General features: G+C 67.7%; 23 protein-coding genes and 1 pseudogene. 9 read left to right on the top strand and 15 right to left on the bottom strand.

The annotated features are described in order from the left end of the window. Positions 1-189: 189 nt before the first annotated feature. Positions 190-1,074 carry a LysR substrate-binding domain-containing protein gene (locus FXO19_RS05585; RefSeq protein ID WP_149194083.1) on the bottom strand — a complete coding sequence of 295 codons (885 nt, stop codon included), beginning with the start codon at positions 1,072-1,074 and terminating at the stop codon, positions 190-192. A gap of 101 nt (positions 1,075-1,175) precedes the next feature. Here FXO19_RS05585 and FXO19_RS05580 point away from each other — a divergent pair, with 101 nt between their 5' ends. The 4 genes and pseudogenes from FXO19_RS05580 to FXO19_RS05565 all read left to right on the top strand — a co-directional run bounded on the left by FXO19_RS05580 (position 1,176) and on the right by FXO19_RS05565 (position 4,308). Beyond that, positions 1,176-1,547, top strand: coding sequence for a cupin domain-containing protein (locus tag FXO19_RS05580; protein WP_255516307.1), 372 nt, complete (start codon positions 1,176-1,178; stop codon positions 1,545-1,547). Next, on the top strand, positions 1,528-2,445 hold the full coding sequence (locus FXO19_RS05575) for a DMT family transporter (RefSeq protein WP_149194082.1): 918 nt from the start codon (positions 1,528-1,530) through the stop codon (positions 2,443-2,445). The genes FXO19_RS05580 and FXO19_RS05575 overlap by 20 nt, the downstream gene beginning before the upstream one ends. Before the next feature lie 176 nt (positions 2,446-2,621). Further along, positions 2,622-3,220, top strand: a pseudogene (locus FXO19_RS05570) (glutathione S-transferase family protein). A gap of 194 nt (positions 3,221-3,414) precedes the next feature. Further along, positions 3,415-4,308: a cyclase family protein gene (locus tag FXO19_RS05565; RefSeq protein WP_149194081.1), complete on the top strand. Its 894-nt coding sequence runs from the start codon at positions 3,415-3,417 to the stop codon at positions 4,306-4,308. 97 nt (positions 4,309-4,405) lie between these two features. Here the strand turns inward: FXO19_RS05565 and FXO19_RS05560 are convergent, their stop codons facing one another. Beyond that, the gene (locus FXO19_RS05560) at positions 4,406-5,353 is read right to left on the bottom strand and encodes a bifunctional helix-turn-helix transcriptional regulator/GNAT family N-acetyltransferase (RefSeq protein ID WP_149194080.1); all 948 of its coding nucleotides are present in this window, start codon (positions 5,351-5,353) and stop codon (positions 4,406-4,408) included. A 146-nt stretch (positions 5,354-5,499) separates the two neighbouring features. Between FXO19_RS05560 and FXO19_RS05555 the strand changes: the two genes are divergently transcribed. After that, a complete protein-coding gene (locus tag FXO19_RS05555) occupies positions 5,500-7,212 on the top strand; it encodes a sulfatase family protein (protein WP_187775644.1) in 1,713 nt (570 codons plus the stop codon). 142 nt (positions 7,213-7,354) lie between these two features. On the opposite strand, the gene FXO19_RS19800 is transcribed toward FXO19_RS05555, so the two are convergent. The 8 genes from FXO19_RS19800 to FXO19_RS05510 form a co-directional block, all read right to left on the bottom strand. Continuing rightward, positions 7,355-7,780: a type II toxin-antitoxin system VapB family antitoxin gene (locus tag FXO19_RS19800; RefSeq protein ID WP_425481451.1), complete on the bottom strand. Its 426-nt coding sequence runs from the start codon at positions 7,778-7,780 to the stop codon at positions 7,355-7,357. Between the two features lie 82 nt (positions 7,781-7,862). Then, entirely contained in the window at positions 7,863-9,173 is a 1,311-nt protein-coding gene (locus FXO19_RS05540) for an NTP/NDP exchange transporter (protein WP_149194078.1), read from the bottom strand. A gap of 17 nt (positions 9,174-9,190) precedes the next feature. Then, a complete protein-coding gene (locus FXO19_RS05535) occupies positions 9,191-10,177 on the bottom strand; it encodes an aldo/keto reductase (protein ID WP_149194077.1) in 987 nt (328 codons plus the stop codon). 462 nt (positions 10,178-10,639) lie between these two features. Beyond that, positions 10,640-10,909, bottom strand: coding sequence for a hypothetical protein (locus FXO19_RS05530; RefSeq protein ID WP_149194076.1), 270 nt, complete (start codon positions 10,907-10,909; stop codon positions 10,640-10,642). 189 nt (positions 10,910-11,098) lie between these two features. After that, complete coding sequence (locus FXO19_RS05525) at positions 11,099-11,380, bottom strand: hypothetical protein (protein ID WP_149194075.1); 282 nt, start codon at positions 11,378-11,380, stop codon at positions 11,099-11,101. After that, the gene (locus tag FXO19_RS05520; protein WP_149194074.1) at positions 11,370-13,727 is read right to left on the bottom strand and encodes an FdhF/YdeP family oxidoreductase; all 2,358 of its coding nucleotides are present in this window, start codon (positions 13,725-13,727) and stop codon (positions 11,370-11,372) included. The genes FXO19_RS05525 and FXO19_RS05520 overlap by 11 nt, the downstream gene beginning before the upstream one ends. A gap of 70 nt (positions 13,728-13,797) precedes the next feature. Next, positions 13,798-14,673 carry a formate dehydrogenase accessory sulfurtransferase FdhD gene (gene fdhD, locus FXO19_RS05515; RefSeq protein ID WP_149194073.1) on the bottom strand — a complete coding sequence of 292 codons (876 nt, stop codon included), beginning with the start codon at positions 14,671-14,673 and terminating at the stop codon, positions 13,798-13,800. Between the two features lie 75 nt (positions 14,674-14,748). Beyond that, on the bottom strand, positions 14,749-16,440 hold the full coding sequence (locus tag FXO19_RS05510; RefSeq protein ID WP_255516305.1) for an OFA family MFS transporter: 1,692 nt from the start codon (positions 16,438-16,440) through the stop codon (positions 14,749-14,751). Between the two features lie 202 nt (positions 16,441-16,642). On the opposite strand from FXO19_RS05510, the gene FXO19_RS19520 reads away from it, so the two are divergent. Beyond that, on the top strand, positions 16,643-17,791 hold the full coding sequence (locus FXO19_RS19520; protein ID WP_149194071.1) for a substrate-binding domain-containing protein: 1,149 nt from the start codon (positions 16,643-16,645) through the stop codon (positions 17,789-17,791). 378 nt (positions 17,792-18,169) lie between these two features. On the opposite strand, the gene FXO19_RS05500 is transcribed toward FXO19_RS19520, so the two are convergent. From FXO19_RS05500 to FXO19_RS05485, 5 genes are all read right to left on the bottom strand, one after another. After that, positions 18,170-18,469, bottom strand: a complete 300-nt coding sequence (locus tag FXO19_RS05500) for a type II toxin-antitoxin system RelE/ParE family toxin (protein WP_149194070.1) — start codon at positions 18,467-18,469, stop codon at positions 18,170-18,172. A gap of 1 nt (position 18,470) precedes the next feature. Next, positions 18,471-18,755, bottom strand: coding sequence for a CopG family ribbon-helix-helix protein (locus FXO19_RS05495; RefSeq protein ID WP_149194069.1), 285 nt, complete (start codon positions 18,753-18,755; stop codon positions 18,471-18,473). Positions 18,756-18,987: 232 nt separating this feature from the next. Then, positions 18,988-19,164 carry a hypothetical protein gene (locus FXO19_RS19155; protein WP_187775643.1) on the bottom strand — a complete coding sequence of 59 codons (177 nt, stop codon included), beginning with the start codon at positions 19,162-19,164 and terminating at the stop codon, positions 18,988-18,990. Positions 19,165-19,274: 110 nt separating this feature from the next. Continuing rightward, complete coding sequence (locus tag FXO19_RS05490; RefSeq protein WP_149194068.1) at positions 19,275-20,186, bottom strand: NAD(P)/FAD-dependent oxidoreductase; 912 nt, start codon at positions 20,184-20,186, stop codon at positions 19,275-19,277. A gap of 93 nt (positions 20,187-20,279) precedes the next feature. Next, on the bottom strand, positions 20,280-20,858 hold the full coding sequence (locus tag FXO19_RS05485) for a GIY-YIG nuclease family protein (protein ID WP_187775642.1): 579 nt from the start codon (positions 20,856-20,858) through the stop codon (positions 20,280-20,282). A gap of 353 nt (positions 20,859-21,211) precedes the next feature. Here FXO19_RS05485 and FXO19_RS05480 point away from each other — a divergent pair, with 353 nt between their 5' ends. From FXO19_RS05480 to FXO19_RS05470, 3 genes are all read left to right on the top strand, one after another. After that, a complete protein-coding gene (locus FXO19_RS05480) occupies positions 21,212-21,583 on the top strand; it encodes a VOC family protein (RefSeq protein ID WP_149194066.1) in 372 nt (123 codons plus the stop codon). A gap of 170 nt (positions 21,584-21,753) precedes the next feature. Then, positions 21,754-22,125 carry a cupin domain-containing protein gene (locus FXO19_RS05475; RefSeq protein WP_187775641.1) on the top strand — a complete coding sequence of 124 codons (372 nt, stop codon included), beginning with the start codon at positions 21,754-21,756 and terminating at the stop codon, positions 22,123-22,125. A gap of 102 nt (positions 22,126-22,227) precedes the next feature. Further along, a complete protein-coding gene (locus FXO19_RS05470) occupies positions 22,228-22,812 on the top strand; it encodes a GNAT family N-acetyltransferase (protein WP_149194064.1) in 585 nt (194 codons plus the stop codon). Position 22,813 lies beyond the last annotated feature (1 nt).

Raw genomic sequence — 22,813 nt, 5'->3', positions numbered from 1 at the left:
TCAGCCTCGACCGCGCCAGGCAGACGCATCGGCGGTGACCATGATGAACGCGCCGCCGCGCGTTGCGAAGGGAAACAACGGCAGAAAGCATTTTCTACTCGTCCGAGCGTGGTCGGGGCTGAAGCCCCTCCTACCAGGACAACGGGCATGGCAAGCGAATGCCGGTATTTCCAGCGGCAATGCCCGGGCTCAGTCGAGCGGCTGCGCCAGCAGCCAGTCGATGAAGATCTGCGCGGCCGGGCGCAGGCGGCGGTGGGCGGGATGGACGATGTAGTAGCCGAAGCGGCCCATGAGTTCGGGCCCCGGCAGCTGCCGCAGACGTCCGGATTTCAGCCACGGCGCGACGATGCGCTGGCGCGCCAGGCCGACGCCGAGCCCCTGCGCCGCGGCTTCCAGCACATCGGTGCTGTCGCTGAAGACGTAGCGCGCGTCGACGCGGGCGCCATGGCAGTCCGCGTGCCGGAACCAGTCGTGCCAACCCTGGCGCGTGTTGTCGGCGATCAGCGGCAGGTCGACGATGTCGTTGGCGGAGCGGATCCGGTCGACGCCGGGCAGGGTGGGGGCGGCGACCGGGAACATGGTCTCGCCCATCAGGCGCCGCGCCACCAGCCCCGGCCAGTGGCCGGGACCGTGGCGGATGCCGAGGTCGGGTCCGCCGTCGTCGAACCGGGTCAGCGCGATCTCGGTATCGATGTGCAGGCGGATGTCGGGATGCGCGGCGGCGAAGGCGGGCAGTCGCGGCGTGATCCAGCTGCTGGTGAGCGAGTGCAGGGTGGTCAGGCGGACCAGTTGGCGATCGTCGCGACGGCTGCGTAGGTCGTGCACCACACTGTCGATGTCGGTGATCGCGCTGCCGGCGGCGTCGGCCAGCTGGCGGCCCTCGGCGGTCAGCGACACCCCGCGCGCATGGCGCTGGAACAGCGCCATGCCCATCCGCGCCTCCAGCTTGCGCACGTGGTGGCTGACCGCGCTGGCGGTCAGGTGCAGCTCTTCGGCGGCATGGGCGAAGTTCTGGTGCCGGGCCGCCGATTCGAACGCCGCCAGGGCCGGCAGCCAGTCCGTTCGGGTCTTCATGGAGCCACAAGTCTGGTTTGTGCCTGCCGCTGAAAGTACGCGCTTGCGCCTGTTTTGGCAAAGCCGACAATGCAAGTCAGACGACTGCCGGAACCGCCGCAATGATGATCCAGCCGACGCCGGAAACGGCCGCAACCCCGTTCGTTCTGCCCGACATCGCGGCCGACCTGCCGCGGCCCTGGAAATCCACCGCGTTCGCCGCCATCGCCGGGGCGCGGCTGAAGGTGCTGCGGATGGACACGCAGGCCTATGCCGACGAAGTCCACGCGCATGACGAGGCCCTGCTGGTGGTCGACGGACGCATGCTGCTCGAGGTCGAGGGCAGGGCGGTGACCGTGGACGCCGGCGAACTGTACCTGGTCCCCGCGGGCACCGTGCACGGGGTTGCCGCCGGCAGCCACGGCACCCTGCTGGTGATCGATCCGCAACCGTTCCGCCCCGAGGACATCTCCTATGCGGCACGACTCCTGTAACGCCCTGGGCGCCGGCGCCGCGGCGGATCCGCGCGCGCGGGTCGCCAGCGACTGGCTCACGCCGCTGGAACTGTCGCTGCTGGGTGCGATCTGGGGCGCCTCGTTCCTGTTCATGCGGGTGGCCGCGCCGGACTTCGGCGCGGTGCCGCTGGTGGAGATGCGGCTCGGCCTCGGCGCGCTGGTGCTGCTGCCGTTCCTGTGGCGCGCGCGCGGATCGTTTCCGCGGGCGATGTGGCCGAAGCTGGCATTGATCGGCGCGATCAATTCCGCGCTGCCGTTCGTGCTGTTCGCCTGGGCGGCGCGCCATGCGCCCGCGGGCATCGGCGCGATCACCAACAGCATGGCGGTGCTGTTCACCGTGCTGGTCGGGTTCCTGTTCTTCGGCGAGCGCATCGGCACCCGCAGCGCGGTCGCGCTGATGGCGGGTTTTGCCGGCGTGCTGGTGCTGGCGGCCGGCAAGACCGCCGGCGCCAGCATCGGCTGGGCGGTCGCCGCCGGCACGCTGGCGGCGTTCCTGTACGGCATCGGCGCAAACATGGTGCGGCGGCAGCTGACCGGGTTGCCGCCGGCCGCGGTGGCGGCGGCCACGCTGTCGTGCGCCGCCTTGCTGATCCTGCCGCTGGCGATCGCGCAATGGCCGCGGCAGGCGATCCCCGTCGCCTCATGGCTGTCGGCGGCGGCACTGGGCGTGCTCTGCACCGGCGTCGCCTTCGTGATGTTCTATCGGTTGATCCAGCGCATCGGCAGCGCACGCGCGGTCGGCGTGACGTACCTGGTGCCGCTGTTCGGCGTCGCCTGGGCCTGGATGCTGCTCGGCGAGCCGCTGACCTGGTCGATGGCCGTGGCCGGTGCCCTGATCCTGGGCAGCGTGGCCCTGAGCCAGCGGAAGGCGGGATGAGCATGGCGGAGCGCAGTCACGAACGGCGCGACGGACATCGCATCGCGTGGTAGACGCCGCGATGCAGATCGCGGACGGGACCATTCTGATGCAAGCAACCGGATCCGGCCTGCGCTGTGGCGACGGCGAGTGCAGCCACGTCGGGTGTGGCTCGGGGAACCCACTGGTGATGCGAAATGTTGAAGGTCTACGGCGACGCGCTTTCCGGGAACTGCTACAAGGTCAGGCTGCTGCTGGCGCTGCTCGATCTTCCGTACGAATGGGTGCACGTCGACGTTCTTGCGGGGCAGACCCGTACGCCGGAGTTCTCGCCAGGAATCCCGGCGGCAGGATTCCCCTGCTGGAAATCGAAGGAGGCGTCCATCTGCCGGAATCCAATGCCATCCTGGCCTATCTGGCCGACGGCACGCACCTGCTGCCCGGTGACCGCCTGCCGCGGGCGCAAGTCCTGCAGTGGCTGTTCTTCGAACAGTACAGCCACGAGCCCAATATCGCCGTTGCGCGCTACATCATCCGCTATCTCGGGCGGCCGCAGACGCACGAGGCCGCGCTGCAGGCGAAGATCGCACCCGGATACGCGGCACTCGCGGTCATGGAAACGCACCTGTCGGGGCGCGCGTTCTTCGTGGGTGGACGCTACACGATCGCCGACATCGCACTGTACGCGTACACGCACGTCGCGCACGAAGGCGGATTCGACCTCGGCCGTTTTCCCGCGGTGACGGGCTGGCTGGAACGGGTCGGCCGGCAGCCCGGCCATGTCGCCATGCCCTAGTGGCGTTGCCGGCGGCGTCCTGTGCTCGTCATTCCCGCGAAGGCGGGAATCCAGGGGCGTCGATCATCGACGACCTGACGTATTCATGGGCGACCAGCCCTGCGGGCTGTACAGCTCTCGCTGCGGGCATGGCGATGCTCAAACATGCGCCCTGCGTGGCGGCGACCGATTCGACGAACAGGAGCAGGAAGGGCATGACGGCACAGCATCGCGTGGAGTTCGATTTCGAGATCGAGTTCACCAACGGCGGCGGTATCCAGGGGCAGGGCTTTCGCCTCGACATCGACGACGACGACATCGACGATGCCGCACTGGTCGACTACATCGTGCGCGACCTGCGCCTGCTGATGGTCGGGCCGGCGCGGATCCTCCACAAGCGGATCATCACCGAGGCGCACAAGCGCAACCGACCGGCAGAAGAGCGGCCGCGCGCGATCGTCGAGCTCAGCCACGTGATCGCCGACGGCACGGTCACCTATCCGGGCCTGCCGGCGCCGCACATCTGCGATTTCCTCAGCCGCGAACGTTCGCGCGAGCACTACGCGCCCGGCACCGAATTCCAGATCGCTTCCATTGAGATGGTCGCCAACACCGGTACCTACGTCGACAGTCCGTTCCACCGCTACCCGGACGGCAAGGACCTGGCGCAGATGCCGGCCGACGCCTTCGCCGATCTGGAGGCGATCGTGGTGCGCGCCGACCATCGCGAGCTGCGGGCGATCGACGCCGGCCACTTCCGCGGCCGCGAACTGCGCGGCCGCGCGGTGCTGGTGCATACCGGCTGGGACCGGTACTGGACCGATCCGGCCTATGCCGTCGAACATCCGTTCCTCACCGAGGATGCGGCGCGGTACCTGCGCGACTGCGGCGTGCGCCTGGTCGGCATCGATTCGATGAACATCGACGATACCCTGGGCAAGGCGCGTCCGGTGCACACGATCCTGCTCGGCGCGGACATCCCCATCGTCGAGCACCTGTGCAACCTGGCGGTGCTGCCGGACGAGGGGTTCCGCTTCAGCGCGCTGCCGCCGCGCTTCGCCGGCGTCGGTACCTTCCCCGTGCGTGCGATCGCGACCCTGCAACCGTAGAGGGCTCGGAAAAGGCCAGAGACGAGAAACGAGCGAAGCGGCGCCTTCTCTCACTTCTCACTCCTCGTTTCTCACTCCTATCATTCCTCGTTCCTCTTCACCCGTTCCTCGCTTGCAAGAGGTCGAGCGTCCAGGTTTCCGCGATCAGGCCTTCGCCGAAGTCATCATGCGGCGTCTCGGCGGTCTTGCGGAAGCCGGCTTCGGCGTAGAGGTGGCGGGCGGCATGCAGGTTGGACTGGGTCCACAGCACGATGCGGCGATAGCCGGCCGCACGCGCGAAACGCACGCATTCGTCCACCAGGCGCCGGCCCAGTCCAAGGCCGCGCGCGCGCGGCTCCACCAGCAGCATCCGCAGCCTGGCTTCGGCGCGGTTCTCGGCGACCAGAAAAATGCAGCCGAGGCGTTCGCCGTCGCGCTCGGCGATCCAGCAGCACTCGCGTCGCGGGTCGAACTTCCGCATGAAGCGCACGGCGATGTCGGCGACCAGCGCCTCGAAACGCTCGTCCCATCCGTATTCGCGGCAGTACAGTTCGCCGTGGCGCTGCACCACCCAGCCGATGTCGCCGGGGCGGTGGCCGCGCAGGACGACTTCCGCCGAGGCTGGCGCGATGCCTTCCAGGCCGTCGCGGATGGTGCGCATCGCCGCCAGCACGTCCTCGCGCCGATCCGGGTCCAAGGCGCCCAGCAGGGTCGCGACCTGTCCGGCCGAGCGCCGGTCGAGCAGTGCGAAGGTGCGCCTGCCTGTCGGCGTCAGCCGCAGATGATGGCGGCGGCCATCGGTAGTGGACTTCGTCCTGGCGACCAGGCCGCGGGACTCGAAGCGCTTAAGCATGCGGCTGAGATAGCCGCGGTCGAGCCCGAGGTCGGTCGCCAGTTCGAACGCGCTCACGCCGGGGCGGTGCGCCAGTTCGTACAACAGGCGCACTTCGGTCAGCGAGTGGGGACTGTCGAGCAGGCGCTCCTGCAGCACGCCGATGCGCTGCATGTAGTAGCGGTTGAAGCCGCGCACGGCCGCGATCTGCGCGGTGGTCGGATCCAGCGACATGGCGATCACCTCAGTTTTGAGGATCCGCCAGATAGTTGACTAAGTCAACAAATTAGGGGCGCGCAGGCGCGAGTGTTGACTGCCGCGGAAGAGCATGCGTACCCTAAAAACCTTGCATGAAAACGTTTTCAGTCCTGGGAGGGGTGATGCGAAACCAAGCAGCGCAGCGGGCGGCACAGGGGCCCGGAAGAAGCCGCGCGCGGAGGAATACCGGGGCGGTCGCCGGGGCTGCGGCGTTGTTGGCCGGCCTGTTGCTGGTGGGCGCCCATGCCCAGTCGACCGGCGACGCGCCGGCCGGGCGCAAGGCGCCCAACGTCGTCTTCATCCTGGCCGACGACGTCGGCTTCGGGGACCTCGGTGTGTACGGCGGCAAGGTCCCGACCCCGAACCTCGACCGCCTGGCCCGGCAGGGCATGCGCTTCACCGATGCGCATTCCCCCGCCGCGCTGTGCGCGCCCTCGCGCTTCAGCCTGCTCACCGGCAGCCATCCCTACCGCAACGGCCGGGCCGGCGGCAGCTGGGACGTCGACACCAGTTCGGGTTTCAGCCACAACGGCGCTCGCACCGAGGCCGGTCGCCACATCACCGTCGGCGAGATCCTGCAGAACGCCGGCTACCGCACCGCGTTCTTCGGCAAGATGCATCTGGGCGGCGACGTCTACGACGCCGACGGAAACGTGATCCGCGAAAAGCACAAGCTCAACACCATGGACTACAGCCGCGGATTCGGCGATGGCCTCGACGAACATGGCTTCGACTACTGGCTCGGACTGGCCAGCGGCATCCAGCACGAGCCCTATGCCTATTTCGAGAACGGCAAGTTCGTTCCGGTCGATCCCGACAAGCCCGCCGACAACGCCAGTACCCGCCTGTTGAACGACGGGTTCTACCGGGTGAGCGGCAACGGCCTGTCGGAAATCGTCGAAGCGGCGAAGGTGCCGGCGCGGGGTGACGTCGACTACGACTCGAGCCAGGTGGGCATCCGCTTGACCAACGCCGCCGTCGACTTCATCGATCGTCACGTGGAAGAGAACGAGGCGAGCGGCAAGGACCAGCCGTTCCTGGTCTATTTCGCCTCGCAGGCGATCCACGTCCCGCATTCGCCGCCGTTCGACTACGACGGCGATCCGAGCACCGTCGATGAGCAGGTGTACGGCAAGACCGGCGCCATGACCTCGGACGTGCTGTACGAACTCGACCTGCAGGTCGGCAAGATCATGGCGAAGCTGGAGGAAAAAGGAATCGCGGACGACACCCTGATCATCTTCACCAGCGACAACGGCGCGCTGTGGCCGCACATCACCTACTACGGCGATCCGACGCATGACAACAACGGTCCATTGCGCGACTACAAGGCCTCCGTCTACGAAGGCGGCCATCGCGTTCCGTTCATCGCGAAATGGGGCGACGGCACCGAGGCCGGTTCGGTGATCCCGCCCGGCACGACTTCCGACCAGCTGATCATGGGACAGGACTGGGTGGCGACCATGTACGAGCTCACCCGGCAGGACGTGCAGGACGACCAGGCCATGGACAGCGTGTCATTGCTGCCGATTCTCACGGGCAGGCAGGCGGAGGGTGAGCCCCTGCGCGAGTTCGCCCTGTACCAGGGCGGCAACGCCTATGAAGGTGCGATCCGCGAGGGCAGCCTGGTGCTCGTGGTCGACAACAAGGACGGTGCGAGGGAGCTGTACGACCTCGAGACCGACCTGGCCCAGGAAAGAAACCTGATCGACCTGCCCGAATACCGCGACACCGTTGCCAGGCTGCACAGGAAGTTCCTGACCTACAACGACCACGACAACGAGACCATCGAGCCGAGGACGACCGAGCCGTTCCGGGTCGACCGGGCAATCTGAAGATCGGCCTACAACTCCGCAGCCCAGTGGCGTTCGGCGGCGACGGCATGCAAGCGCTTGTCGCGCGTCCATAGCCGGGTTCCGGGAGTCAATTGCCTGCTTGCTAGCAGGTGAACGTCCACATAGCCGATGCCCAGTCCCATCAACCCGTTGTCGGTCGATGAAATCGAGCACTTTGCCGTCGGTGGCCACCATTGCAGAGGGCAGGTCGTGCAGCGCTTCCAGTATCTGTTGGCGCTGATGCAAATTGTCGAGCTCCAGTTCGCCGATCACGAAGGGATGCGCCAGCACTTGCCCGGTTTCGAGCAGATGCGCCAGCACCCTGTCGCCCGCACGCAGATGGTCGATCCAGACCGAGGTGTCTGCGAGGATCACGCGGCTCGCTGTCGCCGGCGAGATACCGGCGCCAGATCGGGCTCGCTGCCGCAAGACGCGCAGGGCGACGAGCGCTCTCGCGCTCGATCAGGGCGCGCAGTGCTTCCCGGACCAAGGCGGATTTTTCCTGCAGACCGGTGAATTGCTGGGCCTTGGCGACCAGTTCATCGTCAAGGGCGAGTGTGGTGCGCATGCGCTTGACCCTCGTGAAAGTCGGTCGTGGCGACAATGGCATCAAATGATGCTTGTTTTCGTGCATGTGCTGTTCTGGCCGGTCATGGAACCAAAGGCGCCGGCTGTGCGGCGCTGTGCCGCTGCTGGGCGCGTCCCAGCCAGATGCCCAGCGCGGCCCAGACCAGGGCCAACGGCAGGACCACGCTGACCAGCCCGCCCAGCGCCAGGCCCAGGCGGCCGAGCAGGCCCTCGGTTTGCGCGCCGATCACGTCGCCAGCGCGGTACACGAAGGTGTCGATGAACGCCTTGGCCTTGTACTTGTCCTCGCGGCCGACCACGGTGAACAGGGTTTCGCGCGCCGGCCGGGTGAGGCCGCGCTGCACGGCGCGATTGGTCGCCTCGAGCACGATCAGCATGGCGAAGGAGCCGTAGATCGCCAGGCCGATGAAGCCAAGGGCCATCGCCACCGGCAGCAGCGCCAGCGTGAACGCCAGGCCGAAACGCTTGATGATGTGCCCGGTGAGCGTGAGCTGCATCGCCAGCACGGCGATCTGGGTCCACATGTCGATGTTGCCAAGCAGCCCGGTGCGCGCATCGAGATCGGTCTCGGCGGCGGCGACCATCTGCAGGCGGGTGAAATAGATGAAGGTCGCCACCACCGTCATGATGACGATGTAGCCGGCGATGCCCATCAGGTAGGGCGAGGACAGCACCGCGCGAAAGCCGGCCCATGCGCTGCCGCCGATGCGCAGAGCTTCCTCCGCCGCCGGCGTGGGGGCCGGCGCGTGGGCCGCCTGGACGCCCCGGTCGGGCCGGACCCATACCAGCAGCCAGGCCATCGCGATGGCGAGCGTCAGGAACATCGCCGCCACCAGCAACAGGTTCGGCGTGCCGAGCGGTGCGGCCAGCTGCGTGGCCAGCCACGGGCCGAAGATCGCGCCGAGCGTGCCGCCGACGGCGATGAGCGCGAACAAGCGCTTGGCCTGTTCGCTGGAGAAGCGGTCGGCGAGCAGGGCCCAGAACACCATGGTCGCGAACAGGTTGAACACGCTGAACCAGACGTAGAAGACCTGTCCGCTGCGCTCGCCCACCGCGCCCGGCGCAAGCACCAGCAACGCCCAGAATCCGGCCAGGCTCAGCGCGAAGAAGGCGTACGTCGCGGAAATGAAATGCAGGCGCCGGAAGCGGCTCACCAGCCAGCCGAACACTGGATTGACCAGCAACGTGGCCAAGGCCGTGCCGATGAACAGCCAGCGGATGCTCTCGATGCCGCGTTGCATGCCCAGCGCATCGCGCGCCGGGCGCAACAGCATGAGCGCGGTCAGGATGAAGAAGAAGAACAGACCGGCGATGAGCGCCGGCGCGACTTCCTCGCGGCGCAGGTTGAACAGCCGGGCGAGCGGACCGCGCATCCCGTCGGCGCCGGCGATCAGGCGAACATCCGGACGAGCTCGGCTTGTTGGTCCTCATCCAGCAGCGCGCCGGTGCCGGCCTGCAGATTGTCGGCTTGGCGGTGGGCCTTGCCGGTCGCCGGGATCACCGCGGTGACCGCCGGATGGCTGATCGCGAACTTCAGGAACATCTGCGCCCAGGAGGTCACGCCGGCTTCTTCGGCCCAGTCCGGCAGCGGCTTGTCCCCGGCCTGCGCGAACAGCTTGCCGTCGTCGAAGGCGCGGTTGATCAGCACCGCGACGCCGAGTTCCTGCGCCGCCGGCAGCAGCGATCGGGCGGCCTGCGGTGCGCTGACCGAATAATTGATTTGGATGAAGTCCGGCTTCTCGGCGCGCATGATGCGCTCCAGCTCGTCATGGCTGCTTTCGACGTAGTGGGTGAGGCCGACGTACTTCGTCAGGCCCTGCTCCTTCAGCTCGCGCGCGTAGGGCAGGGCGGTCTGCCATTCGCGCAGGTTGTGTACCTGCAGCAGCTCGACACGGTCGGTGCGCAGCCGGCGCAGCGAGTCGCTCCATTGCGCCTCCATCGCCGCGCGATCGTCGGCGGCGAGCTTGGTGGCGAGGAAGCACTGGTCGCGCCAGCCGCCATCTTCGAGCAGCGCGCCGAGCACATCCTCGGCGTTGGAGTAGTTGGGCGACGTGTCGAACACGCTGCCGCCGCCTTCGAAGAACGTGCGGATGGTTTCCTTCAGCGCCTCGAATTCCTCCGAATCCAGCGGTACCTCGTAGCTGCCGGAGGTGCCGGCGCCGATCACCGGCACCTGCTCGCCGGTCGCCGGGATCGCGCGGGTCATCAGCTCGCCCGCGGCGGGGAGGGACGCAGGCGCGGTCGGCGGCGTCGCGGGCGTCGTCGCCGTCGGTGCGGCCGGCGGCGGCGTCTCGCGGCTGCAGGCGGCGAGCGGGGCCAGCGCGAGTCCGGTGGCGGCGAGCGAAGCGGTGGTCAGGAAATCGCGGCGTGAAGTCATGATGAACTCCTCTGCATTGGCGGAAGTTGGCATGTCGCCCGTTCGTGGGCTGCGCGGGGATGCAAATGCAAGCATGGACGGTGTCGACGTTCGGACTTCGAACAGGAAACGGCGATCAACCGATTGATAGAAGCATGTCATCGGCGGCGTGACAACTGCCAGACGTCGCAGCAGCGAACCGGCGGAAATGGCCCGCGAGGCGATGCTGTCCCCGAGACAATACTGTTGCGGAGCGAACGTGGATCCGAATTCCGGCGTCATCGCGAAGCCCGACGTGAAGACACCAGCTATGCTGGCATCTGCAGCCGACGCCCGCCTAGCGTGTCGTTCGACGAGCGGCTGTGCGCCGGCCGCACAGCTCGCGGTGCAGGTGGTCTGGCCACCGGGTGATCAACCGATGCTGGCCAGGTGCGCGTGACGGCGTCTCCGGCCCGGTCGCGCTCGCTGCGCCGCCGATAGAATTCAGGGATCGTTTCCTCGAAGCTCCCGATCAGCAGCTTGGCCGGCGGTTCCGCGTACCAGTTGAACCGCGTGCTGGCGCGGTAACGCGTTGCGCCGGCAGTGCAGCGCGTCGTCGTAGACGCGGGTCTCGTCCTCGGCCGGGTTGAAGATCAGCTGTGCGTGCGCCGACGGCAGAATGCGCTCCAGCCGGTGCAGCTGCCGCGCGCCGTTGCAGTCCCGGATCCGGGCGACCAGTGCGGACAGCGGCGGCGGGGGCGTCCACGACGACAAGACCACGGCGATCCCCGGCCGGACGAGGCGAGCATCGCCGAGCCAGCGCCATCGGGCTGGCGGGCGCCGCCAGCGTCGCCGGCATCGCGCGCATGGCGCGCTCCTACGAAAGAAATGATGGCCCGAACGGAATGGTTGTGGCCGGGCTGCTGTGTAGGAGCGCGCCATGCTCGCGATGCTCGCGTGGCATCAAGGTTGCGCGACATCATCGCTCCCAGGACGCGCCGCGGCGAACGTCGCCTGGCCGCGTTCGGTCAGGCGGGCGATGCTGCGTGCGCCTTCGGGTTCGACCGCCACCCAGCCCGGCCCCGGCCGGCCGCCGATGGCGTCGTCGCCCAGCCAGGCCAAGGTACGCAGCAACACGCTCATGCGCACGCCCAGGCGCTTGCACAGCCGCGGCAGCGAGACACCGCCAGGATGCTGCGCGAGTTCGGCCAGCACGGCCCGCGCCAGGGCGTCGTCAGCGGACAACGGCGGCGGGGATGTCGCGCTGGGTCGGCGCCTGGCCGGCGGCGTCGGGTCGGTGTGGGGTCACGATCACCGGGATCGACTTGGAGGTCGGCGTGCGTGCCTCGTCGGCGAAGCTGGACAACGGCACCAGCGCATTGGTCTCCGGGTAGTACGCCGCCAGGCAGCCGCGCGGGATGTCGTAGGCCACCAGCATGAAACGCTGCGCGGTACGCCGCACCGCGTCCTCGGCCAGGCTCTCCAGGTCCACCCAGTCGCCGGCGCGCAGGCCGAGCGCGGCGATGTCGTCGGCGTGCACGAACAGCACCCGCCGTTCGCCGAACACGCCGCGGTAGCGATCGTCCAGGCCGTAGATGGTGGTGTTGTACTGGTCGTGCGAGCGCAGCGTACTGAGGTTGAACACCGGCGTGTCGCCGCGGCGCGCGCGCGCGCGGTGGATCGGGTTGTCGGTGGGCACCGGGTGCGCGTTGAACACCGCACGGCCTGCCGCGTTGGCCCAGATGCGGTCGCGCGCGGTGTTGGACAGGCGGAAGCCGCCGGGCACGCGCACGCGGGCGTTGAAATCGTGGAAGTCGTCGAAGGTCCGCGCGATCAGGTCGCGGATGCGATCGTAGTCCTCCGCCAGCCAGCGCCAGCGGATGTCGCCGCGCGCGCCCAGCGTGGCCTCGGCCAGGCGCGCGACGATCGCCGGTTCCGACAGCAGCCCGTCCGCGGCCGGCGGATTGATGCCGGCCGACAGGTGCACCATGCTCATCGAGTCCTCCACCGTCACCGCCTGCGGGCCGGCGGTCTGCACGTCGATCTCGGTGCGGCCCAGGCACGGCAGGATCAGCGCCTGCTTCCCGTGCACCAGGTGGCTGCGGTTGAGTTTCGTCGTCACGTGCACGGTCAGGTCGCAGCTGCGCAGCGCGCGGTGGGTGGCGGCGGTGTCCGGGGTGGCCGTGGCGAAGTTGCCGCCCATGCCGAAGAAGATGCGGGCGCGGCCGTCGCCCATCGCCTCGATCGCGCCGATCGTGTCATAGCCCTCCTCGCGCGGCGGCTCGAAGCCGAACACCTCGCGCAGCCGGTCCAGGAACGCCTGCGGCGGCTTCTCGTAGATCATCATCGTGCGGTCGCCCTGCACGTTGCTGTGCCCGCGCACCGGGCAGGCGCCGGCGCCGGGGCGGCCGAGGTGGCCGCGCAGCAGCAGCAGGTTGACGATCATGTGGATCGTCGCCACCGAGTGCTTGTGCTGGGTGATGCCCATGCCCCAGCAGGCGATCACGCGTTCGGACCGCAGGTAGATGTCGCCGGCGCGACGCAGGTCGGCTTCCGCCAGGCCCGATTCCTCGACGATGGTCGGCCACGATTCCGCCGCGACGTCGGCGGCGAAGGCCTCGAAGCCGGTGGTGTGTCCGGCGATGAAGTCGCGGTCGAGCAGCGATGCGTCGCCGCGCGCCAGCGCTTCAGCATCGCGCTCGAGTACGTGCTTGATCATCCCCTTGACCGCCGCCAGGTCCCCGCCGATCTTGAGCTGGAAGTAGTCCGACGAGATCCGCGTCGAGCCGTTATGCAGCATCTCCAGCTTGTCCTTCGGATCGGCGAAGCGCTCCAGGCCGCGCTCGCGCAGCGGGTTGAATGCCACGATCGCCGCGCCGCGTTTCGACGCCTCGCGCAGCTCGCCGAGCATGCGCGGGTGGTTGGTGCCGGGGTTCTGGCCGAAGATGAGGATCGCGTCGGCCAGCTCGAAATCGCGCAGCGACACCGTGCCCTTGCCGACGCCGATCTGCTGCTTGAGCGCCACCCCGGAGGGCTCATGGCACATGTTGGAGCAGTCGGGAAAATTGTTGGTGCCGTACGCGCGCACGAACAGCTGGTACAGGAACGCCGCTTCGTTGCTGGTGCGGCCGGAGGTGTAGAAGACCGCCTGGTCGGGCGAGTCGAGCCCGTTGAGGTGGCCCGCGATCAGCGCGAAGGCCGCGTCCCAGTCGATCGGCACGTAGTGGTCGGTCGCGGGGTCGTAGCGCATCGGCGTGGTCAGCCGGCCCTGGTCCTCCAGCCAGTGGTCGCTATAGCCAGCCAGCTGCGCGACCGTGTAGCGCGCGAACAGCTCCGGACCCGCGCGATGCCGGGTCGATTCCGCGGCCACGGCCTTGGCGCCGTTCTCGCAGAACTCGAAGGTGGACGTGTGGTCGCGGTCGGGCCAGGCGCAGCCGGGGCAGTCGAAGCCGTCGGGCTGGTTCATCGACAGCAGCGTCTTCGCGCCCTGCACAGCGACGTCCTGCGCCATCAGGTGCCTGGCCACGCTGCGCAGCGAGCCCCAGCCGCCGGCCGGGCCGTCGTATTCGCGGATGGTGGTCTTCCTGCTCATGCTTGCCTCGGATCTCCGCGTCCCTTGCCGACATTCACCGCGGATGGAATCGACCTGTTCGTTGCCTTGTTCACGGCATCGGCTTCCCGGGCGTGGCCAGGCGCGTCGGCGGTTCTTCCAGCAGGCGCCGCGGATGCGTATACACCGCGTGCCCGTCCGTGCGGGCGAAGCCGATCAGGGTGAGGTTGGCGCGCTCGGCCAGCGAAATCGCCAGCGCCGTCGGCGCCGACACCGCCGCCATCAGCGCGATGCCGGCGCTGGCGGCCTTCATCGCCATCTCGTAGCTGGCGCGACTGGTGACGACGAGGAAGCCGTCGCCCGCGTCCTCGCCCGCGCGCCGCATCGCACCGATCAGCTTGTCGAGCGCGTTGTGGCGGCCGACGTCCTCGCGCAGCAGCTGCAGGCGGCCGTCCAGGGCCGCCCAGCCGGCGGCATGGGTCGCGCCGGTACGTGCGTTGAGCGCTTGCGCTGCTTTCAGTTCGCGCAGCGCGCGCCGCAGCGCCCCGGCATCGGTGCGGACGTCGGCGCGCACCGGCTCGGGCTGGCGCAGTGCCGCTTCCAGCAGTTCGCTGCCGCAGATGCCGCAACCGCTGCGCCCGCTCAGGCTGCGCCGGCGCCGTTCGAGCGCCTCGGCGCGCGCGGCCGGGATCGCCAGCCGGATCTCCACGCCCTCCAGTAGCTGCTCGATACGTTCGATGCGGGCCTCGGCGATGTCGTCCACGATGCCCTCGCTCAGCGCGAACCCGAGCGCAAAATCCTCCAGGTCCGCCGGCGTCGCCATCATCACCGCGAACGGCGCGTCGTTGTAGACGAACGCCACCGGCACCTCCTCGGCGATGTGGTCGCCGAGGTGGCGCCGGCGGCCCTCGCGCCAGCGTTCCACCGGACGCAGCACGCTGCCGGGGGAGGGCGGGGCGGGGGCGTCGTCGGCGGGTCGGCGTGGCATCGTGGCTTCGCTCATCGGCTGTGGCGGCTCATCGGAACGGGCGCATCGCAGGCGCGTGGCCGCCGTTCGACAGGCTCATCGGAACAGCACCAGCGCCTTGTCGAGCGTGATCCACACGCCCCACAGCAGCGGCAGGCCCACCGCGGCCCAGGCGCCTGCGACCAGCAGCGGATTGCCGCCGCGGCCGATCCGGACCATCTCCTCCTGCGGGATCGTCGAGGCGCCGCCGGCGTCGATCTTCTCGTGTGCCAGCCGCTTCTCGTGCGCCAGTTCCTCCGAAGTCATGAAGTGTTTCGGATTCACCGGACGCACCAGCAGATTGCAGATCAGGCCCAGCACCAGCATGCCCACGAGGATATACATCGTGGTGTTGTAGACCTGCGAAGGCGGCATGCCCAGGCCCAACTGGTACTCGCGCATGTAACCCACCACCACCGGGCCAAGGATGCCGGCGGTGGCCCAGGCGGTGAGCAGGCGGCCGTGGATGGCGCCGACCATCTGCGTGCCGAACAGGTCGGCCAGGTACGCCGGCACCGTGGCGAAACCGCCGCCGTACATCGACAGGATCACCCCGAACGCGAACACGAACAGCGCGATGCTGCCGGCCGTGCCCAGGCTCGGCGCGGCGGCGTACAGCACGATACCCAGCAGGAAGAAGACGGTGTACGTGTTCTTGCGGCCCAGCTTGTCCGACAGCGACGCCCAGAAGAACCGCCCGCCGATGTTGAACAGACTGAGCAGGCCGGTGAAGCCGGCCGCGATCGCCGCGATCGCACCGAGCTGGGTGGCGTCCAGCTCGCCGAAGCCGGCGTCGATGCCGAGCAGGCGGCCGCCGAACATCTCCTGCAGCATCGGCGAGGCCATGCCGATCACGCCGATGCCGGCCGACACGTTGAGGCACAGCACCGCCCACACCAGCCAGAACTGCGGGATGCCCCAGACTTTTTTCACGTGCACGTGGCCCTGGGTGATCATGGCGTTGCCGTTCTGCGCGGGCGGCGTCCAGCCGGCAGGTTTCCAGCCGGTGGGCGGCACGCGGTAGCCGAACGCGCCGGACATCATGAAGGCGAAATACAGCGCCGCCATCACCAGGAAGGTCTGCGTGACGCCGACCGAGGTGGGCGTTGCGAAATGCCGCATCAGGATGTCGGCCAGTGGGCTGCCGATCATCGCGCCGCCGCCGAAGCCCATGATCGCCATGCCGGTGGCCATGCCGCGACGGTCGGGAAACCACTTGATCAACGTCGACACCGGCGAGATGTAGCCCAAGCCCAGGCCGATGCCGCCGATCACGCCCGAGCCCAGCCACAACATCCAGATCTGGTGCCAATACACGCCCAGCGCCGAGATCACCAGTCCGCCGCACCAGCACAGCGCCGCCACCACGCCGGCCTTGCGCGGGCCGGCATGTTCCAGCCAGCCGCCCCACAGGGCCGCCGAGCAGCCCAGCAGCACGAAGAACAGCGTGTACATCCATTGCAGCTCGCTGATCTTCCAGTCGCAGCTGGCGGAGAAGATCCGGGCGAAGAAGCTCATGTCGGCCGGGCAGGCGAGCGCCTGGTCGACGCCGACCGCCATCGACAACGGCAGCCAGAACACGCTGAAGCCGTAGGCCATGCCGATGCACAGATGGATCGCCAACGCCGCCGGCGGTACCAGCCAGCGGTTGAAACCCGGCCTGGCGATGATGCGCTCCCTGGAGAGCAGCCCGGGAACGGTGGTGGACGTGGATGGATCGAGAACGACACTCGCAGGTTGACTGGACACGCATCCCCTCCCGGTACTGGTGTCTGATTGACGGTTGCCGGTCATCAAATATGTTATTGATTACATATGGACGATGCCGATCCGGACCCGAGGCTAGTACAGATCGGCGCCGTGCTGCATGTTTCGATGGTCGAATAAGATGCTGTCGACAGCCGATTAAATCGGTCCCCAGGCCGGGCTGCACCGCAACATCGGAGGCGGAATGTTCAGAGTCAGGATCCAACCGGGCTGGGAACTGGAAACCGAAGGCGGCGCGCGCCTGCCGCCGCGCTTGATCGCCCTGCTGTTGGCGGTGCAGGAGACCGGATCGCTGGCCGCCGCCTGCCGTCGCGTGGAGCTGTCCTACCGCTACGCCTGGGGCCTGCTGAAGCAGGCCGAGACGGTGCTCGGCCGTCCGCTGCTGCGCATGACCCGCGGCCGCGGCGCCCTGCTCACGCCCATCGGCGAACGCCTGGCCTGGGCCGACAAACGCATCGCCGCGCGGCTCTCGCCCACGCTCGACAGCTTGGCCACCGAGCTGGAAACCGAGCTGGAGCGCTACGTCAGCGCGCAGGCCATGCCGCTGCGCATCCACGCCTCGCACGGCTTCGGCGTGGAGACCTTGCGCCGGGTGATGTCCGACGACGGCATGCCGCTCGACCTCAAGTACCGCAGCCCCGACGACGCCCTGGCCGCGCTGCGCGCCGGCAGCTGCGACCTGGCCGGCCTGCACCTGCCGATCGGCGAACTGGAAGGCGAACTGGCCGCGCATTATCTCGATCGCCTGGACCTGGCCGACGATCGCGTGCTGCATCTCGCCATGCGCCGCCAGGGCCTGGTGCTGGCGCCGGGCAATCCGAAGCAAGTGCGCACGCTCGACGACCTGCCGCGCGACGACCTGCGCTTCATCCATCGCCAACCCGGCTCCGGCACGCGGCTGTTGCTCGAATGCATGCTGGCCCGTCAGGGCCTGGACTTCGCCGCCATCCACGCCTGCGACGTGGAGGAACTCACCCACGCCGCCGTCGCCGCCTACGTCGCCAGCGGCCTGGCCGACGTCGGCCTTGCCCTGGAACCGCCCGCGCGCCGCTACGGCCTCGACTTCGTGCCGCTGGCCACCGAGCACTATTTCTTTCTCTGCCGCGCCGAAACCCTCGACAGCGGCCGCCTTGGCGAACTGCTCGACCTGCTGCGCGGCGACGCCTTCCGCCACGCCCTCGGCCAGCTGCCCGGCTACGACCCGAGCTACTGCGGCACCGTGCAGACCCTGCCGGAGGCGTTTCCGTCGATCCGCACGCTGGCCGTGGGCCGGGCGTTGCCGTCGGAGCGTCCGGCCGCGCCACGCGCCGACGGATCACACCTGCCACCGTGAGTTTCCCAGTGCGTAGACATCACGAAAGCAGGACTTTCCCGCAAACCCTTGCAGCCAGGCGGAAAGCGTCTCCGCCTGGCGCGCCGGTACGTGACGGGATCAGTGCAGGCGCAGGCCGTGCGACGGACCGGCGTGTGCGGTCATGCGCTGTATTTCACGCAGCCGAAGGCGGTGGCGGAGGTGATTGATGCTGCGGCGAAGGGGGAGAGCGGCAAGCCGGGAGCATTCGGGCCGCGCGACGGGAGCCGGCGCTACGACCGCCGGCGTTCGCTCAGCCACGACTCTCCATCAGCACCGCGATGCCGGCGGCGTGTTTCCTGATCTGTCGATCTGCGCAGCACGGGGCCGATGCGATTGGCGCGGGTATCGGCCTCGGTTTCATTCGTCCCGTGCATAGCCCGCCTCCCGCTGCGCGCGAATCGCCAGTACAAACACGGTATCCACCAGGGCTGCATACCGGTACAGCGCAATGTATCCGCGAGAACCCCGGCCGATCACCAGCTCACGCAGGGTGTCGCCGTCAGCGCGGCCGATCAGGGGATTGGCCCGCAGCACGTCGAGGGCATCGGCGATGCCGCGCAACCGATCCTCGATATCGGCAATCTCCTGGCTCAGCAAGAATTCGGTGATCCGATCCAGATCATCCGCAAACTCGGGGGCGAGCTTGATGGCCGTCACGTCATTTCGCGAGTTTGCGTGCCACCGGGCGCTTGACCGATTCCCCTCGGACACGGCCCATCATGTACGCGCGGTACTCGTCCCAGTCGATGGTCTCGCCCGTTTCCACGATGCGTGCGTAGCGTCGCTCCGCCTCGTCGTGAAAACCCGCGCGCTGCTCGGCCAGCTCGGCCTTCTCGGCGATCGCTTCCAGAATGAAGTTGTGCGAGGTGGTGCCGGCCTCTTTCGCCGCTCTGGCGATGCGGGCCTTCAGGTCTTCAGGCAGGCGGATGGTGGTGGTGCTCATGCGGGGCTCCCGGCGTGCTGCGGCCTTGTGGCAAAGTAGCACAAATGTGACACAGGCAGGCAAAGGGCGGGCGGTAGGTTCAGCTTAGCGGCCGGAGAAGGTGGCCTGGAGCAGGGATTGACGAGAGTGCGGCGAGGGGTGCCGGCGCCGTGCGCCAGAATTTAAGCCTCTGTACCCGCGCGGCCTTCGCCCCGTACCGAGTCGTGGCATCACGTGCCGGGGCCGAGCCCAATCAGTATCCCTTACCCACGCCACCCGCAGTAGCGTCGCCATCATCGTCCTCGCGCTCCTTCTCCAGCGCCGGGCGGACGCCGGAGGTGGAGCCCGGCTGGCCGTTGGTTTCGTTGCTCTCGCGCGCAGGACTGCCCTTGGGTTCGTTGGGTTCGACGCGCTCGCGTTCGGTGTTCATCAGTGCACTCCATCGTGGGGAACACCGAGGCTAGGCCACAGCGGGTGACGACGATGCGGAGGTGGCCTTTCGGCAGGAGGATCGATGCGGTCCAGCCGATGATGTCCGGTTCACGGACCGGCACCGGCGGCGCGACCGCCGCGCGCGACGAACGGCAGTGCGTTGTGCGCATGCGTGGCCGCGATGGCGGCGTGGCCGACGGCGACCGATATCTGGTTGAGCCCGCTGACCACGTCGCCGATGGCGTACAGGCCGGGCAGGCGCGTCTGCTGGTCGGCATCGACGATGATCTCGCCATCATCGTCGAGTCTGGCTCCGGCCTTTGCGGCGATCCCCGCACTGGTGTCGCTGCCCAAGTACGGGTAGACGGTGTCGAGCACGATCGGGTCGCCGCCCGGCGGCGTGTAACTGCATTTGTCGCCGCCGAATCCGAGGCTGCCGCCGCCGGCGCACCACTGCACGCCGGCATCGCGCGCGTCGCGTGCGGACTGGCCGCCGTCGCCGCTGTCGGAAGGCAGTGCGTACACCGTGCCGGAGTAGGCGCGCAGGAACAGCGCGTGGACGCCGATGGCGTCCGCCGGTCCGTAGACGCCGATCCTCTGATCGCTGACCTCGTAGGCATCACAGACCGAGCACAAGCGCATGGCGCCGCAGGCCACGGCCTGTTCGACCCAGTCGCCGCCGGGCAGGCGGTCGCTCAGCCCGGTGGCGAGGATGACGCGACGCGCGTGCCAGCGTTGCTCGCCGGCGGCAACCTCGAAGCCGTCGTCGACGGCAACGATGGCGTCGACTTGCGCGTGTTCGATCCGCGTGCCGAAAGTCTCCGCCTGCGTGCGCATGCGCCGCAGCAGTTCCTCGCCCGAGACGCCCTGCGGGAAACCGGGACAATTGTTGCTTTCCGGGATCCAGCGCGCGCGGCTGTCGCGGGCGTCTAGCAGCAGGCAGGAACGATGGAAGCGTCGCAGGTAGGTGGCGGCGGTCAGCCCCGCGGGGCCGCCGCCGATGATGATGACGTCGATCATGCGTGGTGGCCGCGGTGTGGGCTTCACTGATCTACCATAAGCCCGCGGCGTCAACACGATGCGAAAGGCACCGCGGCGGGCAGCCGGCCGCGCCTACAGGCCGGTGCGCCAGCCCGCGCGGTAACGGGCGTACCAGCGCTTCAGTTCCGGCGGCAGTGCGTCGTGCAGCGGCAGGCCCATGCCGGGCCAGGCATCCAGCGCATCGGCCAGCAGTTGCATGCGCTCGGGTGAGCCGTATCCGTCCTCGACGTCGCGTTGCAGTTGCGCAGCCCACTCGTAGAGCGTGTCGCGTTCGCGCTGCAGGCGGTGGCGCCACCAGTCCAGCGTGGCCTGGTGCACGACGTGGCCGCGCGCGCGGTCGGCGGCGACTTCGGCCTCCAGCTCGGCATAGGCACCGCGGTACCACTCGGTGCGGCCCGCGGCGCGCAGCGGCACGGTGATCGGTTGCGGCGCGTTCCATTCGCGCAGCCGGCGGTGCAGCCCGGTTTCGCGCGCCTGTGCCTCCCGCCTGCTGTCGAACTCCACCAGCAGGCTGCGCGACAGATCGAAGGATTCGTAATAGCGCCGCGAGAACGCCTGCGCGCGGGCCAGCGGATCCGACGCGATGCCGATCTTCAGCAGGTCCTCACCCGCCAGCGGCAGCACATAGAGATAGCAGGTGCCCGGTGACATGCTCGGGAAGGATACGCAACCGTCGTGCGCAGGTGTATCGATTGCCGGCGGGCCGGCGTGCGCAAGCGAATTATCGTCCGGCAGGCCGTCTATCAATAACGGGGCCAACCTGCTCCCGTTCGGCCCTATCGGATAGTCCGACCTCTCGCCGGGTATCGCTGCTGCCGGCGCGGCGTTTGCGCCGGACGTTTGCGGCAAGTTGCTGTTCCAGCGGAAAAAACGCGATTGACGCATCTTGCTTGTCGGAGCAAAGTCGGGGCTGTGGCCCAGCGCGAGGGGTCCAATAATGAGGCTGCACGGAACCCGCTTCTCGGGTCGGCTTGATTCAGGCGTTAGAGGGCCTTGGAGGTCACATGGCAGCCCAAACAAGATCGCTCGTCGCCTTCGCCCATGTCGTCGACGTCGAGCGAAGCATCAAGTTCTACTCTAGCCTCGGCTTTCACGTGTCAAATAGTGTCGTTCCCGACGGGCAAAGGGTTCCTGTCTGGGCTTGGCTAGAGAGTGAGAAAGCCAATCTCATGATCGGACTGGCGTCGGGGCCGATTGATGCGTCGCAGCAAGCCATACTCTTCTACCTGTACTACGACGACATTAGGCAAACTTACGCCGCCTTGGCAGAGCTCGGCCATGAGCCTGGCGAGATCAAGTATCCGTTCTACATGCCAGGCGGCGAGTTCAGGCTTGAGGATCCAGACGGTTATGTCTTGATGCTGGCTCAGATCTGAGGTCCATCTAACCGTTCATTCGAGTCGACGCCGCCCCGCGGGGTATCTTGATTCAGGCGTCAGACGGCATATGGAGGTCACCGATGCGCACAGAAAGAATTCTACTGGTCGGTCTGGCTGGCCTATTGGTCGTATGCGTACCGTCCCTTGCCAGGCCGCAGAGCGACGGCATGATCATTGTCCCGATAGAAGCCGCACGCTTTGTACCGAGTGATCCTGCGAGACCAAATGGGACGCAGATCGCCATTTTACGAGGCGATCCAGCAATTGGCCCATCGACGATGCTGATGAAGCTCAAGAACGGGGGTGGCGCACCGCATGTTCACACCGCTGATTATCAGCTTGTTGTCATCCACGGCACCATGAAGCATTTGAGTGAAGGGCAAGCTGAAGATAGCGCCAAGCCGTTGAAGCCAGGGAGTTATTGGTTCCAGCCTGGCGGCGAGGCCCATAGCGATCTGTGTCTGGTGGACGAATGCCTGGTTCACATCGTGTGGTCCGGACAACGAGATGGGCGCTTCGTCCCTGAAACGGATTCCTAGGCGGCCGCCTAGCCATTCATTCCAGCCGAACCCGATTCACGGGTCGGCTTAGTTGAGGCGTTTGGCTTCAAAGTCCCAGAGGTTTTCCCTCGGAGGTCGACCATGGCAGAGCAGAAAATCGAGACCGCTACGGCGTCCGATGAAGCATCGGTGATTGCCGTGATGGTCTTGGCGTTCAGCGCGGATCCAGCGGCGCGTTGGACCTGGCCGGATCCACAGCAATATCTGGGTCATTTCCCCGACTTCGTCAAGGAACTCGGGGGCAAGGCGTTTGCCCACGGGAGCGCCTACTACGCTGACGGCTACACAGGCGCGGCAATGTGGCTTCCGCCCGAGGTTGGCCCTGACGAAGATCGGCTGATCGATCTGCTGCAACGCACCGCGTACGCACCAGTCCAAAAGGACCTCTTTGCCGTACTCGAACAAATGGCGCGCTACCATCCGAAAGAGCCGCACTGGTTCTTGCCGTTCATCGGGGTCGATCCGCTTCGACAGGGCAAAGGGTGCGGCGCGGCGTTGATGCAACACGCTCTTGTCCCGTGCGATCGTGACGGCACGCCGGCTTATCTCGAATCCAGCAACCCCGCGAATATTCCGCTCTATGAAAGGTACGGATTTGAGTTGCTGGGCAGCATTCAGGTGGGAACGTCGCCGCCCATCTTTCCGATGCTTCGCGAACCGCGCTGAC

The sequence above is a fragment of the Luteimonas suaedae genome, assembly GCF_008312895.1.
Lineage (GTDB): Bacteria > Pseudomonadota > Gammaproteobacteria > Xanthomonadales > Xanthomonadaceae > Luteimonas > Luteimonas suaedae.
Note: the sequence above shows the minus strand (reverse complement) of the source record. Positions and strands in the feature narration are given on the sequence as shown.

Coding starts and splice junctions, on each gene's coding strand:
- FXO19_RS05585 (WP_149194083.1), bottom strand. CDS start 1,074: ATGAAGACCCGAACGGACTGGCTGCCGGCCCTGGCGGCGTTCGAATCG.
- FXO19_RS05580 (WP_255516307.1), top strand. CDS start 1,176: ATGATGATCCAGCCGACGCCGGAAACGGCCGCAACCCCGTTCGTTCTG.
- FXO19_RS05575 (WP_149194082.1), top strand. CDS start 1,528: ATGCGGCACGACTCCTGTAACGCCCTGGGCGCCGGCGCCGCGGCGGAT.
- FXO19_RS05565 (WP_149194081.1), top strand. CDS start 3,415: ATGACGGCACAGCATCGCGTGGAGTTCGATTTCGAGATCGAGTTCACC.
- FXO19_RS05560 (WP_149194080.1), bottom strand. CDS start 5,353: ATGTCGCTGGATCCGACCACCGCGCAGATCGCGGCCGTGCGCGGCTTC.
- FXO19_RS05555 (WP_187775644.1), top strand. CDS start 5,500: ATGCGAAACCAAGCAGCGCAGCGGGCGGCACAGGGGCCCGGAAGAAGC.
- FXO19_RS19800 (WP_425481451.1), bottom strand. CDS start 7,780: ATGCGCACCACACTCGCCCTTGACGATGAACTGGTCGCCAAGGCCCAG.
- FXO19_RS05540 (WP_149194078.1), bottom strand. CDS start 9,173: ATGCGCGGTCCGCTCGCCCGGCTGTTCAACCTGCGCCGCGAGGAAGTC.
- FXO19_RS05535 (WP_149194077.1), bottom strand. CDS start 10,177: ATGACTTCACGCCGCGATTTCCTGACCACCGCTTCGCTCGCCGCCACC.
- FXO19_RS05520 (WP_149194074.1), bottom strand. CDS start 13,727: ATGAGCAGGAAGACCACCATCCGCGAATACGACGGCCCGGCCGGCGGC.
- fdhD (WP_149194073.1), bottom strand. CDS start 14,673: ATGCCACGCCGACCCGCCGACGACGCCCCCGCCCCGCCCTCCCCCGGC.
- FXO19_RS19520 (WP_149194071.1), top strand. CDS start 16,643: ATGTTCAGAGTCAGGATCCAACCGGGCTGGGAACTGGAAACCGAAGGC.
- FXO19_RS05495 (WP_149194069.1), bottom strand. CDS start 18,755: ATGAGCACCACCACCATCCGCCTGCCTGAAGACCTGAAGGCCCGCATC.
- FXO19_RS19155 (WP_187775643.1), bottom strand. CDS start 19,164: ATGAACACCGAACGCGAGCGCGTCGAACCCAACGAACCCAAGGGCAGT.
- FXO19_RS05490 (WP_149194068.1), bottom strand. CDS start 20,186: ATGATCGACGTCATCATCATCGGCGGCGGCCCCGCGGGGCTGACCGCC.
- FXO19_RS05485 (WP_187775642.1), bottom strand. CDS start 20,858: ATGTCACCGGGCACCTGCTATCTCTATGTGCTGCCGCTGGCGGGTGAG.
- FXO19_RS05480 (WP_149194066.1), top strand. CDS start 21,212: ATGGCAGCCCAAACAAGATCGCTCGTCGCCTTCGCCCATGTCGTCGAC.
- FXO19_RS05475 (WP_187775641.1), top strand. CDS start 21,754: ATGATCATTGTCCCGATAGAAGCCGCACGCTTTGTACCGAGTGATCCT.
- FXO19_RS05470 (WP_149194064.1), top strand. CDS start 22,228: ATGGCAGAGCAGAAAATCGAGACCGCTACGGCGTCCGATGAAGCATCG.